10 protein-coding genes are annotated in these 14,074 nt (G+C 61.6%); 7 read left to right on the forward strand and 3 right to left on the reverse strand.

The window, feature by feature from the left end:
• Positions 1–581: ATPase, T2SS/T4P/T4SS family (locus tag QYH69_RS17125; protein ID WP_374992440.1), on the reverse strand; the 581-nt coding region annotated here is incomplete at its 3' end.
• A gap of 11 nt (positions 582–592) precedes the next feature.
• Positions 593–3,007, reverse strand: a complete 2,415-nt coding sequence (gspD, locus tag QYH69_RS17130; protein WP_308833049.1) for a type II secretion system secretin GspD — start codon at positions 3,005–3,007, stop codon at positions 593–595.
• A gap of 552 nt (positions 3,008–3,559) precedes the next feature.
• Between gspD and QYH69_RS17135 the strand changes: the two genes are divergently transcribed.
• Together QYH69_RS17135 and QYH69_RS17140 are read left to right on the forward strand one after the other, a co-directional pair.
• On the forward strand, positions 3,560–4,006 hold the full coding sequence (locus QYH69_RS17135) for a lytic transglycosylase domain-containing protein (RefSeq protein ID WP_308833050.1): 447 nt from the start codon (positions 3,560–3,562) through the stop codon (positions 4,004–4,006).
• Between the two features lie 292 nt (positions 4,007–4,298).
• Positions 4,299–5,627 carry a GTP-binding protein gene (locus tag QYH69_RS17140; RefSeq protein WP_308833051.1) on the forward strand — a complete coding sequence of 443 codons (1,329 nt, stop codon included), beginning with the start codon at positions 4,299–4,301 and terminating at the stop codon, positions 5,625–5,627.
• An 82-nt stretch (positions 5,628–5,709) separates the two neighbouring features.
• Here QYH69_RS17140 and QYH69_RS17145 read toward each other — a convergent pair whose 3' ends face one another.
• Positions 5,710–5,988 (reverse strand): HU family DNA-binding protein, encoded by a 279-nt coding sequence (locus QYH69_RS17145; protein ID WP_018441348.1) that lies wholly within the window; start codon positions 5,986–5,988, stop codon positions 5,710–5,712.
• 479 nt (positions 5,989–6,467) lie between these two features.
• Between QYH69_RS17145 and mnmC the strand changes: the two genes are divergently transcribed.
• The 5 genes from mnmC (at position 6,468) to QYH69_RS17170 (ending at position 14,025) form a co-directional block, all read left to right on the forward strand.
• Complete coding sequence (gene mnmC / locus QYH69_RS17150; RefSeq protein WP_308833052.1) at positions 6,468–8,471, forward strand: bifunctional tRNA (5-methylaminomethyl-2-thiouridine)(34)-methyltransferase MnmD/FAD-dependent 5-carboxymethylaminomethyl-2-thiouridine(34) oxidoreductase MnmC; 2,004 nt, start codon at positions 6,468–6,470, stop codon at positions 8,469–8,471.
• A 917-nt stretch (positions 8,472–9,388) separates the two neighbouring features.
• The gene (locus tag QYH69_RS17155; RefSeq protein WP_308833053.1) at positions 9,389–10,606 is read left to right on the forward strand and encodes a cation:proton antiporter; all 1,218 of its coding nucleotides are present in this window, start codon (positions 9,389–9,391) and stop codon (positions 10,604–10,606) included.
• Between the two features lie 8 nt (positions 10,607–10,614).
• Positions 10,615–11,730, forward strand: a complete 1,116-nt coding sequence (locus tag QYH69_RS17160) for a YbdK family carboxylate-amine ligase (protein WP_308833054.1) — start codon at positions 10,615–10,617, stop codon at positions 11,728–11,730.
• 709 nt (positions 11,731–12,439) lie between these two features.
• Entirely contained in the window at positions 12,440–13,084 is a 645-nt protein-coding gene (locus QYH69_RS17165) for a MarR family winged helix-turn-helix transcriptional regulator (RefSeq protein WP_075155375.1), read from the forward strand.
• A gap of 224 nt (positions 13,085–13,308) precedes the next feature.
• Positions 13,309–14,025 carry a glutamine amidotransferase gene (locus QYH69_RS17170; protein ID WP_308833055.1) on the forward strand — a complete coding sequence of 239 codons (717 nt, stop codon included), beginning with the start codon at positions 13,309–13,311 and terminating at the stop codon, positions 14,023–14,025.
• Positions 14,026–14,074 lie beyond the last annotated feature (49 nt).

Genomic DNA, 14,074 nt, shown 5'->3' on the forward strand with positions numbered 1-14,074 from the left:
AGCGCGCCGTGCAGCGCTTTCTTCGGCCGCACGACGTCGCGCAGCGTGCCGTCGACGCGAAAGCGCACGACCGATGCATTTTCAAAAGGCTCGATATGAATATCGGAAGCCTGCTCGCGCGCCGCCTGCGTAAGCAGCGCGTTGATCATCCGGATGATCGGCGCGTCGTCTTCGGACTCGAGCAGGTCTTCGACTTCGGGGATGTCCTGCATCAGCCGCGACAGATCGACTTCGCCTTCCACTTCGCCGACCACCTGCGCGGCGCTGCCGTCCTGGCGCGCATAGGCAGTGTTGATCGCCTGCGCAAGCTCGTCGGCCGGCATCCGCACAACGGACAGTACGCCGAAATTTCGCGCGACTTCAGCCAACGCCGCATCACTCGTGCGGTCGCTGATCCACACTTCGAGCGAGTCCGGATGCTGGTGCGCAATGAGAATCTGGCCGCTTCGCGCGAACCCGTACGGCACGAGCCGTGCTGCGAGCGCCGACGGTCCCTCGCGGTTCGCGGCCGGTGCGCCGGCCGGCAACTCCTTCGCATCGCGCGCGCCGTCCGCGCCGATCGGCGCGTGCGACGCGGCCATCGGCTGCGTGCTCACGGATGCGCTCCCGGAGACTGAATGCCTTGTCCGGTGCCGCTCGCCGGCGGGGGCGCCGCCGGAATCATCGCCGGAGCCGGAGCAGGCGTAGCGGTCGCCGCGGCAGGGGCCTGAGTCGGAGCCGGAATCTGTGCAGGCGCCGGAGCGGGAACCGCAGCCGGCGGCGGCGCCATCTGCTGACGCCGCATCTTGTCGAGATCGAACAGGTTCAATGCCGAACCGCCCTCGCTCGGGCCGACCGGCATCGGCGGCACGACCGGATCGTCCTTATCCCTCATGATGTTGTTGTCCGACTTGTACGCGCCCTGCAAATTCTGAATGTAGTCGTAGCGATTCGCCGACACGGCCTGCGTCGTCGCAGCGTCGCTGAGGATCACAGGCCGCAGGAACACCATCAGGTTCGTCTTCTCGCGCGTCTTCTGTTCCGAGCGGAACAGCTGGCCGATCCACGGAATATCGCCGAGCAACGGCACCTTGCTGTTTTGAACCTGGTAGTTGTCCTGCATCAAACCGCCGAGCACGATGATCTCGCCGTTGTCGCAAAGCACCGTCGACTGCACCGATCGCTTGGTGAATTCGGGACCTGCCGGGTTGGTCGCCGCGTTGTTCGTGCCGGTCACGATTGCCGAGTCTTCCGTGTAAAGCTGCAGCTTCAGAATGCCGCCGTCGGTGATCTGCGGCTTCACGTGCAACGTCAAGCCGACGTCGACGCGGTCGAACGTGTTGAATGCGTTGGCCGTGTTGCCGCTGGTCAAATTCGAGAACGAACCCGTCGTGATCGGCACGTTCGTGCCGACGACGATCTTCGCTTCCTCGTTGTCCAGTGTAATCAGGTTAGGCGTGGACAGCACGTTCGCATCGGACGTCTGCGACAGCGCCTGCAGCAGCGCGCCGAGTCCCTGCACGCCGAAGATATTGTGGATCCAGCCGACGTTCAGGCCCTGTTGAAGCCCGCCCGTGTTGGCGATCGCTCCCGCGAGACCGGGCGGCGTTCCGGTCGCGGCCGCGGCCGTCAGATTGATGATGCTGTTCGACTGGCCTGTCTGAAGGTTCGTGCCGGCAAAAACCGAATTGTTCGCGACCTGCCATTGAATGCCGAGATTACCGCTCGTATTCGAGTTCAACTCGACGATCAGCGCCTCGATGTAAACCTGCGCGCGGCGCGCGTCGAGTTGCGAAATCACCGCGCGCAGATTGCGGTAGACAGGGTCCGATGCGGTGATGATCAGCGAATTCGTCGCGGAATCGGCCTGGATCATGCCGCCCGGCTGATTGTCGTCCTGATCCTTGTCGCTGCTGAGAAACGGCGAACTGCTGCCCGCGCCGCTGCCATACGAACCGCCGCCGCCGAACGAGCTGCCGCCGCCGAGCGACGACGAACCGCCGAACGAACTCGACGAACCGCCCGGCAACGGCGGCGTGCCCGACGTGCCGGTCGAGCTGTTGCCGAATCCGCCTGCGCCCTGATTCTGACTGAACGAGTTCGCGCCGCCGCCCCCGCCGCCGGCGCCCCCGCTCGACGAGCTATCGCCGCCGCCTTTACCTAGCATGCCGCGCAAGGTCTTCGCGAGTTTTACCGCATCGGCATTGCGCAGTTGCACGACGTGCATGTTGCCAGGTTCGGCAGTCGGCGCATCGAGCTCTCTCGCGAGCATCTTCGCGGCATTCAGGCGCGCGACATTCGATGCGCGCAGCAACAGCGAATTGGTTCGCGGGTCGGCCGATACCGACACTTTCAGCGTCGCGTCGGTACTGCCGACCGCACCGGGGTCGAGCGCCTTCGTGAGTTGCTGCGCCACGTCGAGCGCATTCGCGTTTCTGAGCGGCACGACGACCACCTGCTGGCCGGCCGCCGTATCGACGCCCGCGATGATTTGCGCGAGACGGCGGATGTTGTCCGCGTAGTCGGTCACGACCAGCGTGTTATTGGCCGGATATGCGGCAATCGTGTTGTTCGGCGAGATCAGCGGCCGCAGGATCGGCAGCAGATTATTCGCCGACTCGTTTCTGAGCTGGAAGACCTGCGTGACGACCTGGTCGCCGCGCGCGGACGGTGCGTTGCCGACGTAAGTCGGCACGCCTTGCAGTTTCGCGTCGGCCTCCGGTACGACTTTCAGCACCCCATGATCCTGCACCAGCGAAAAGCCCTGCATCCGCAAGGCGGCCTGCAACGTTTTGAGCGCCTGGTCTTCCGGTACCGGGTTTTCGGACACCAGATTCAGCTGCCCTTTGACACGCGGGTCAACGATGATGGTTTTGCCCGTCGCGGCGCCAATGGCCTTGGCCACCTGATCGATGTCGGCATTGACGAAGTTGAGCGTGACCTGCGCATACGCGACTTGCGCGGCAAGAAGGCCAGCCAGTACCAGCGCCGTTGCCGAGCGACGCAACACAAAACGGTTTCTTCTCATGGATCTGATATGGATGCCGGCGTTTTACGCCGACTGTTCGCAGCGAATACCGCGGTAAGACATCGCCCCCGTCATCGACTGGCACACTCGTTGGGTCTCGATCGCCATACGGGCGCCAGCGGTCCGGTATTCGGAAAAGCAGCAACAGTACCAGCTTTTCGTGTCGGAAATGTCACAAAACCAGGTGACTGCCTGAGTTCTCACTGACGGTCTATGGCTCCGTAAGGGATTGAAAGCATTCGGTCTTGTTGCGCGCGCAATGACACACGGACGCCACGATTCGCGCGGTATATGTCGGCCCGGCAACATTGACGCGCGATCGTCTGCCGGTATGATACGGGCGGTTCGAGGCGACGAAGACGCCTGGCTAGAGCGGGTTTTCCCCGATGGTGTGCTCAATTGCATAAGATCGGCCACGCTGCCCGGGCATTTTTTTGTGAGCATGCGCACCGTCTTTATTTTTTATTTTTGATTTGCTTAGTCATCTTGATGGTCGTTGCCGTCCTTTATTGCGACTGCGGCTGTTCTGCTGCCATTTATTGTTAAAGCCCGATGAAGCCGATCTTTTTGACCGTTACCGCCGCCTTGGCCGCGCTTCTTGCGGCGGGCACCGCACGGGCGGACTGCTTCGACGAGGCGGCCCAGTACCAGAAAGTCAATCCGCTGATTCTGCGGGCCATCGCATGGCAGGAATCGCATAACCGGCCCGACGCGCTGCATAAGAATGCGAACGGCTCGACCGACTACGGCGTGATGCAGATCAATTCGGTACACCTGCCCGCGCTCGCTCAATACGGCATTTCGAGCGGCACGCTGATGGAGCCGTGCAAGAACGTCTATATCGCCGCATGGCATCTGCGTCAGAAAATGAACAAGTACGGCAATACGTGGCAGGCGATCGGCGCCTACCATTCGGAAACGCCGGCGCTACGCGACAAGTACGCGCAGCAGATCGTCGCGATCCTGCAAAAGTGGAAGCTGATGCCGGCTACGAAGTAACGGCGCCACGGCACGCCGCTCGACGTTGCCGGCGTGCTCCCGCAAATCCGCTTCATCCGTTCCCGCGCCACGCGCGGCGGGTTCCCGCCATTTGATGCACAATGCGGCTTCACGCCGCGCGCCGGCCGCCCGCCTTTCGTATCGACGCGATCTGCTGCATCTGCCGCACTTGCCGCATCTGTCCGCCCGTCGGGCGCTGCGCCCGCGACGCCTTGCAAACACCGGTAGAACGCTCCAGCCCGTCCCGGCCTGCCGCATACTGCGTTTTTCCGCTCACGTTTCCGGTACCGCAATGAACCAGCCGCCATTGCCCGTCACCGTGCTCTCCGGTTTTCTGGGTGCCGGCAAGACGACGCTCCTCAATCACATCCTCGCGAACCGGGCAGGACTTCGTGTCGCCGTTATCGTCAACGACCTCGCCGCCGTCAATATCGACGCCGCGCTGGTACGCGATGCCGCCGAACTTTCGCATGTCGAAGAGCAGCTCGTGGAGATGTCGAACGGCTGCATCTGCTGCACGCTGCGCGACGATCTGCTCGCGGAGATCCGGCGCCTCGCCGCCGAAAATCGATTCGATGCAATCCTGATCGAATCGACCGGTGTCGCCGAGCCGATGCCGATTGCCGAAACCTTCACCTTCGTCGATGACGACGGCGCGTCGCTTACCGACGTCGCGCGGCTCGACACGATGGTAACCGTCGTCGATGCATTCAATTTCCTGCGCGACTATGCGTGCGCCGACGGTCTTGCAGAGCGCGGCATCGCCGCATCGGAAGAAGACGACCGTACGCTCGTCGAACTGCTGATCGACCAGATCGAATTCTGCGATGTGCTCGTCGTGAACAAGGCCGATCTCGTCGGTGCCGATGAGCTGGCGAAGCTGCAACGCATCCTCGCGCAGATCAACCCGCGCGCGTTGCAGATCGTGAGCCGCTTCGGCGATGTGCCGTTATCCGAAGTACTCGACACGAAACGCTTCGATTTCGACAGCGCGTCGAATGCGCCAGGCTGGCTCGCGTCGCTGCATCACGACCACGAGCATGCGCATACCGGCGAAGCCGACCAGTACGGCATCGGCCATTTCGTTTATCGCGCACGACGGCCGTTTCATCCCGAACGTCTATGGGCGCTGATGCACGAAGAGTGGCAAGGAATCCTGCGTACCAAGGGATTTTTCTGGCTCGCGACGCGCAACGACATGGGCGGCATGCTGTCGCAAGCGGGCGGCGCGTGCCGGCACGGCCCGGCGGGCATGTGGTGGGCGGCGCAGGATCGCAGCGAATGGCCGGAGGGCGATGACGAGCTGATGGCCGAAATCGCCGCGGACTGGTACGGCGACCCGGACGACGCGACGATCGGCGATCGCCGCCAGGAACTCGTGATGATCGGCGTCGACATCGATCGCGCGCATTGGCAGGCGAAGTTCGACGCTTGCTTGCTGACCGACGACGAATACGCGCTCGGCCCGGGCGGCTGGCTGCAGTTCGTGGATCCGTTTCCTTCCTGGGACGCGAATTTCGAAGACGACGAAACGCACGATCATGATCACAACCACGATCACGACCATGCGCACGACGACGGCCACGACCATCGCGAAGGTCAGATCGTGCATCGTCATTGAGCGATGCGATAAACACGCGGACGAAAAAAACCCGCCTCACGGCGGGTGCCAACAAATGCAGCGAAGCTAAAAAGAAACTCGCTTAACGCTTGTTGACTGCGTCCTTGAATGCCTTACCGGCCGTGAACTTGACCGTCTTGGCGGCCGGAATCTTGATGGTTTCGCCGGTCTTCGGGTTGCGGCCCGTACGTGCTGCGCGCTTGCCCGAACCGAAGCTGCCAAAGCCGATCAACTGAACTGAGTCACCCTTCGACACTGCCTTCTTGATTACTTCGAGGAGCGTGTCCAGCGTTTCGCCGGTTTGAGCCTTGCTGGCGCCCGTCTGCCCTGCGACGGCGTCGATCAGTTCCTGTTTGTTCATTAAGGTTCCTTTCTGGTTTAGGTTGACACGAACAGCGCGAACGCGCCGATTATACGTGCGCGCGCCGCGCCGTCGAGCAGCGACGGCTTGGGAATTCCCCGACCTAAGCAGCGCGCTGCCGCACTGCATCGAACGCCGTGCTGCCGCTTCCCTCGCGGCGCTTGCTATGATAGCTCAGCGCAAACCCAATCTGGACAAGGGTTTCGAAGAATTACATCGCGCTGCGCCTGATCCAGCATGGAAATCGGCAATTTGCGCTCCTTTGGCGTCGTATTCGCGTCCCGGACGGGGTTTCGGGGCGTTTCAGCGTTGGTTTTTGCCAACGTTTTGCGCGCGCATGGGAGCGGCTTTGCCCGTGCAACGGCACGTCGAGCGCCATCGAAACGCTCTTCGAACCCGTGCAAAGCGCCCGCCGCAAGCGGTTCCAGTTGGGTCGACGCAGCATTGCCTCCGAACCGCCAGATCGTTTTTCACTTCGCATGGCCGCCACGCTCACACCCGCCACGCTCGTTTTTCGCGCGGACGGCACGCCGTATTCGCCACGCCACGACGACATTTACCACAGCGCCGCCGGCGCTTTCGCACAAGCCGGGCATGTGTTTCTGAACGGCAACGCGCTGCCCGAGCGGTGGCGCGAACGCCGGATATTCAGCATTCTTGAGACTGGCTTCGGCCTCGGCGTCAATTTTCTGACGACGTGGGCGCAGTGGCGCGCCGACCCGGCGCGCTGCGAGCGACTTCACTTCGTATCGGTCGAAAAGCATCCGTTTTCGCAGGCCGATTTGCGCACCGCCCACGCAACGATCGTTGCGGATGCATCGATCTTGCATTTGTCGCGCTTGCTTGCCGATGCATGGCCGATGCTCGTGCCGGGCATGCACCGTCTCGAATTCGAAGCAGGGCGCGTGACGCTCACACTCGTATTCGGCGATGCGCTCGACACGTTGCCGTCGCTATCGATGCGCGCCGATGCAATTTATCTCGACGGCTTCGCGCCATCGAAAAATCCCGACCTGTGGAGCCCGCAGGTTTTCAGATCGCTCACGCGTCTCGCAGCCGACGACGCAACCGTCGCCACCTACTCGAGCGCCGGCGACGTCAAACGCGGGCTCGCGCAAGCCGGTTTCGAATGCAAGAAGGTCGACGGTTTTGCGGGCAAGCGCGCAATGCTCGTCGGCCGCTTCGCGCCGCGCTGGCGCGTGCGGCGCTATGAACCGCCGCTGCCGCTTCCGGTAAGCGAGCGACACGCGATCGTGATCGGCGCCGGACTGGCCGGTTGCGCGATAACGGAACGGCTTGCAGCGCGCGGCTGGCGCATCACGTCGCTCGAGCGGCACCGCGCGGCGGCGCGCGAAGCATCGGGCAATCCGGCTGGCGTTTTTCATCCGATGCTCGCGCGCGACGACAGCGTTGCTTCGCGCGTCACGCGCGCGGGTTTTCTATACGCGTTGCGACGCTGGTCGACGCTTGCAGATCTCAACTTGCCTATCACGCATCGTGCAGACGGACTGCTGCAGATCGCCGAATCCGAAGAGGAAGCGCAGTCGTTCGCACAGGTATTGGCGTCGCTTGCGTACCCGGCCGAATTCGTGACGGCCGTGTCACGCGATGAGGCCGCAAGCATCGCGGGCGTACCGGTCACGCGAGGCGGCTGCTTTTTTCCTCGCGGCGGTTGGATCGATCCTTCGCAACTGTGCGCGGCGCAATGTGCAAGCGCCGGCGGTCTTCTCGAGCGGCGTTACGGTGTCGAAGCCGCCCGCATCGAACGCACCGGCGATCAGTGGGCTGTGTTCGATGTCGCCGGCCAGGTAATCGCGTGCGCGCCGGTCGTCATCGTTGCGAATGCTCATGAAGCGGCGCGCGTCGCCGGCTTGAGTCATGCGCCGACACGCAGCGTGCGCGGGCAGTTGACCTTGCTGCAGGATCGCGCGACCGGCCCGATCGGCACGCTCGAAGGACTGCGTCTTCCTGTGATCGGCGACGGCTACGCAATACCGCTCGCCGACGGCACGACACTCGCGGGCGCCACCTACGACATCGACGATGCCGACACCGCGCTGCGTACCGAAGCGCACCTCGAAAATATCGAGCGCGTCGCGCGGATGCTGCCGTCGCTTGCCGGCCCGTTCTCATCGATTGAAACCGACGGACACGATGCCTTGCACGTGCTGACGGGCCGCGTCGCATTTCGCTGCGTTACGAGCGACCGGCTGCCGATGATCGGCATGCTCGCCGACGAAGCCGCAGCGATCGCCGATGCCGCGAAATTGCGCGGCGCGTGGGCGCGCGACCTGCCGCGCACGAACGGACTGTTCGGCGCGTTCGCCTACGGCTCGCGCGGTCTCGTCTGGGCCACGCTTGGCGCCGAACTGATCGCCTCGCAGCTCGAGGGCGAACCATGGCCGCTCGAGCGCGAACTCGCCGAAGCAATCGACCCTGCCCGTTTTCTGTTGCGCGCATTGCGGCACAACGAATTTGACTGAGCGCAATCGCATCGCGCCGCACTGACGACTGGTTATCCACGCGCGTCTGTGGATAACCGGTCGAATTCGACGCGAAACGCGTGTGGAATCGATGTGGACGTAAACGGGGTAACTGGAGCCCAGTCGTTTAACACCCAAAAGTTACCAGCAGAAGCAACCGCTGCACGCACACGCTATGCGTCCGGTTATGCGCGCGTCAAAACGATGATTTCTTTCGGTAAACCGGTGTTGTCCACAAAAGCGGCTTGCCCTTGTTAACTTCTACTACGTATACATACAGGTAAACCTTTGAGTAGAAGACCCGCGCCGATGTGGTCGGCCGACTCCAAGCAGGTCATCGCAAACTTTCCGTCCAGAAACAGGCCAAATGGAAACCGCAACCCTTCCTGAATGCAGGCTGGAATGCAGGCCGACGCACATTTCAAAGCGCTTGCAGACTCAATCTGTGGACGGAAGAACCGCCCCCAGTGCATGCCGACAAAGGTCGCTTTTTCCTTTTGTCATGCAGATGTCGTACGTTTTACCTCTTTGACGGGGAGTTCGGCGCTTTTGCCAGCTGGTAGAAGAAAGCTATGGCACAATCGCCGTTCTTCACGCGCCGACTGCCGCTCACGGTGGCGCAGCGCACCCAAGGAACGGTTGCCGGTTCATCAGAATCTGATTCGAAAGTCGACGGCGTTCCATCACCCGTGACGATGCGCGCGCAGTGACGCGGCATCGGCATGTTCGTCCCGTTTTTTCACCCGATCGTTGACAAGCGCAACACAGGTCGGCGCGAGCGCCCGTTGCGACGAGCCGCTTCTCCGAGTCCGGGATTTGCTCAGGGGTTTGCTCGTCAGCCGCTCCCTTTGGGCAGGTTCCGTCCATTCCGGCTTTTCCGGCCTGCTGCGGTTGTCTCACAAGGAGAACCCATCACGATGAAGTCGGCGTTTTCATTTTTTCCCGCCTGGCCTCTCACGCCCGATGCCATTTTTTGGGCGGGGCTCGCGCTGCTGGCCGCGGGCCTGTGTGGCGAGCTGTGCTATCGCGCATGGCATTTGCCGCGTATCTCCGGTTATGCGGTAATCGGATTGATCGCGGGTGCTGCGGGGTCGGGCGTGATCGATGCGGAGTCCGCGAGCGCAGCACGGCCATTGCTCGACGTGGCGCTCGGCCTGCTGCTGTTCGAGCTCGGCAGCCGGCTCGACTTGCGCTGGATCCGCCGCAATCCGTGGCTGATCCTCTCGAGCATCGCGGAAGCGACGCTGACCTTCGTGCTCGTGCTGACCGTCCTGCTGTTCGTGCACGTGCCGGTCATGACTGCGATGGTGCTCGCATCGATTGCAATGGCGACGTCGCCCGCGATGGTGATCCAGCTCAAAACCGAGTTGCGCGCCGAAGGGCAGGTCACGCAGCGTCTGATGACGCTGACGGCGTTGAACAGCATGTATGCGGTCGTAATTGAAAAGCTCGCGTCCGGCTGGCTGCATCAGGAAATTTACGGCAACGTGTTCGCAACGATTCTCCAGCCGCTCTATCTGCTCGTCGGTTCGCTGATCCTCGCGTATCTGCTCGCGCGCACATGCTCGTTCTTCTATCGCCGCGTCAACATGCAGGACGAGCATTCGTTCGTCGCGTTGTTCGGGCTCGTGCTCCTCGCCATCGCGATTGCGCATGTCTTCAAGCTATCGACCATTCTGGCTTTGCTCGCGGCCGGCATCATCGTCAAGAATCTCGAAGCGCGGCCGCAGCTGTGGCCGCAGCATTTCGGCACCGCCGGCTGGTTGCTAACCGTCATTCTGTTCGTGCTGACACTGACCACCTTCGAATGGCGCGATATCGCGCTCGGTGGTGTCGCGGCGTGCGGGCTGATCGTCGCGCGCCTCGTCGGCAAACTGGTGGGCGTGCTCGTTTTCGCGAAGCCGAGCGGGCTGAACTGGAAGCAGGGCGCGGCGCTCGGTCTGTCGCTGTCGCCGATGTCGGCGCTTGCCTATCTGCTCGTCGACGACACCTACACGATGTACCCGAATTTCGATCCGATGCTGCGCGCGGTCATCATGTGCTCGATCGTCGTGCTGCAGCTCGTGGGTCCGTGGCTCGTTTACCGCAGCCTTGCGCTGGTCGGCGAACGACGCGATAACGCTCGAACCTCGTAAAGGACGCCATGTCACTCGAACCCTTCGTCGATTCGAAACCGTTCACCTTCGGTATCGAACTCGAAATGCAGATTGTGAACACGCATGACTATGATCTGACCAAAGCCGCGTCCGATCTGCTGCGCCTCATCAAGGACGAAAAAATTCCAGGCAATATCACGCCGGAGATCACCGAAAGCATGATCGAGCTGTCGACCGGCATCTGCACGTCTCACGAACAGGCAGTGGCCGATCTGCGCACGATCCGCGATACGCTCGTCGCCGCGGCTGACCGGCTCAACGTCGGACTGTGCGGCGGCGGCACGCATGCGTTCCAGCAATGGAGCGAGCGGCAGATCGTCGATACCCCGCGCTTTCAGTATCTATCGGAACTCTACGGTTACCTTGCCAAGCAGTTCACGGTGTTTGGACAGCATGTCCATATCGGCTGCCCCGATTCGGATAGCGCGCTATTCCTGCTTCATTCGATGTCCCGATTCATTCCGCATTTCATTGCGCTGTCGGCTTCGTCACCGTTCGTGCAGGGCGTCGACACCGGATTTCATTCGGCACGTCTCAATTCGGTCTTCGCGTTTCCGCTATCGGGCCGCGCGCCGTTCGTGCTGACGTGGGACAGCTTCGAAGAATACTTTTCGAAGATGGTCCATACCGGTGTCGTCAACAGCATGAAAGATTTCTACTGGGACATCCGGCCAAAGCCGGGTTTCGGCACGATCGAAGTTCGCGTGATGGACACGCCGCTGTCGGTCGATCGCGCGGCCGCCATCGCCTGCTATATCCAGACGCTCGCGCGGCACCTGCTTCTGGATAAACCCCTTACGCCAAAAGAGGACGACTACCTCGTCTACACGTTTAACCGTTTCGAAGCATGCCGTTTCGGTCTCGCGGGCACCTGTATCGACCCGCAAACGGGGGAACGCCGCACGATCTCCGAAGACATCATTCAAACGCTCGAGCGAATCGCGCCGCACGCCGAAGCATTGAGTTCGACGAAGGCGCTCGACGAGGTCGGCTCGATCGCGCGCGGTCAGATGAACGATGCAACGTGGCTGCGCACGGTCTATCACGACGAAAAATCGCTGCACGAAGCAGTGCGTCAGCAATGCCTGCAATGGCGCGCATAGGCAAGCAGATAAAAGCTCCGTCAAATTCTGTCATCTCGATGAACCCGCTTTTAGCGGGTTCTTTCGTTTAAAAAGCCCCGGCTTCGGGCTCCAATGTTCTTTCCAATGTTTACATATACAAACGTAGTAGTAGTTAACAAGCATTGCACTTGTCTGTGGACAACAGAATAATCTCCTGAAAAGTCAAAGCACTGCGAAAATCATAACCATGCGCAGCGTCGCTGGATCAACGCTTGCAACGGCTGACAGCCTGGATCCGGCTTTGACGCGCTTGCCCGTTATCGAGAATTCACGCACAGGCAGTCAACGGTCTTTCCCGTGGTTATCCACAGATTGCGTTGGACAACTTAGCTGTACGATTCGCCGCTCTCGCATAGAATGACGACTTCGCCGCAGCGAATGGTCCCGCTGCTCCCGGTTGAGGTTGATTCGAAGGATCCGGTGTCGCTTATCGGTAGGTCTATCGGCGGGTCTCGCGGTGGGTCTTTCGGCGGTTTTTCGATCAAACGGGTGCAATGGTCGCTGCGGACAAAAAGAGAGTATGCGACTCTCCCATTAACGCGCCGGGACAGGCGTGCAAAGCAGGAAATTTTTGAGATAGTAGGAATCGGCTCGCCGGCTTTTCTGGCGGGACAACCCCACACGGCTGCCGGCGGTTTGCATTGCTGCCAACACGCAGAGGCACGTCGTCAATAACCAACGAATGACTATGAGCGAAGGCGTTTACGGAGAGCAGGCTACCGGGCGGGTGACCCACAGTCTGTTACGACTCAGCACGGCAATGCGTAGCCAGGCATGGGAATGGGCGGAAGGCGCAGGCCTGACGCCCACCCAGGGCGAAATTCTCGTGCTGCTGATGCAGCGCAAGGGCCCGATGCGTCTCGGCGAAATCGCACGCGAAACGGCGTTGACCGCCGCGACGACGAGCGATGCGGTGAGCACGCTGGAAGGCAAGGGTCTCGTCGAAAAGCGACGGGCGCTCGACGACGGTCGCGCTCTCGCGGTCCGTTTGACGGCGCGCGGGCGCACGGCGGCCAAGCGTGCGGCGCAGTGGCCTGACTTCCTGTCGAAGGCGGTCGGCACATTGCGCGACGATGAACAGGCCATGTTCTATCGCACGTTGCTGAAGACGGTTCGGCAACTCGAAGTGCAAGGCCAGATTCCCGTGCATCGCATGTGTGTCACCTGCACGCATTTCGAACCGAGCAAGAATCCGAAGAAGTCGCTGCATCGCTGCGCGCTGCTCGACATCACGATGTCGGATACCGACCTGCGGCTCGATTGCTCGGTCCACGAAACCGCGGATCTCGCGACGCAAAAGAAAACCTGGAAGATCTTCGCGCAGCAGGCCTGACTCCGCTAAACTGCGGGGCCGGCTCGCTAGCAGCGCTTGCGCTGGGTGAAAACGCCAGCGAAGACGCCAGCTTCAGCAACGTAGCGGGGCGCGACGCTCCGCCCGTTTGCAATGCGCTTGCCGTGCCGCATGCAGTATCGGGCCGTGGCGGCAGCAGCGTGCAGCGCATGCTCCCGCGTCGGCGGGAAGGTGCTTCTTTTGTCAACGCGAAGTGAGATATGCCGATGAATCACGAAGTTCTGGCCATTCGCCATGTGCACTTCGAGGATCTGGGCAGTCTCGAACTCGTGCTCGGCGAGCGCGGGTGGCCTGTCCGTTATCTCGACGTCGGCTTTGCGCGCATCGAGGCGCCCAATCCGGTCGCGCCGTCGCTGATGGTCGTACTCGGCGGGCCGATCGGCGCCTACGACGAAAACCGCTATCCCACATTGGGCCCGCTGCTTTCGATGATCGAAAAGCGCGTCACCGCGGGCTTGCCGACGCTCGGCATCTGCCTCGGCGCACAGTTGATCGCGCGAGCGATGGGCGCACGCGTTTATGCGGCCGGGCACGCGGAAATCGGCTGGACACAGTTGACGTTGACCGAAGCCGGACGCGCGTCATCAATTCGTCATCTTGAAGGTCGATCGACGTCGATGCTCCATTGGCATGGCGATACGTTCGACTTGCCGGCGGGCGCGACCCGCCTTGCGTCTACACCTCTTTGCGAGAACCAGGCGTTTTCGTTCGGCAATCACGTACTCGGTTTGCAATGCCATCCGGAGATTCGCACCGAACGCTTCGAACCGTGGCTGATTGGTCACGCGAGCGAACTCGTAACGCACGGTATCGACGTATCGCAATTGCGCGAAGAGACGGCGCGCTTCGGCCCGGCGCTCGAAGCTGCCGCATCGCGAATGTTCGGCGAGTGGCTCGATCAACTCGACGCGCAGCAGTCGTAAGACCGTTGTGAGCATAACCAGCCGCTTTGCCTTGTCGATCGCCCATACC

The sequence above is a fragment of the Paraburkholderia sp. SARCC-3016 genome, assembly GCF_031119615.1.
Classification (GTDB): Bacteria; Pseudomonadota; Gammaproteobacteria; order Burkholderiales; family Burkholderiaceae; genus Paraburkholderia.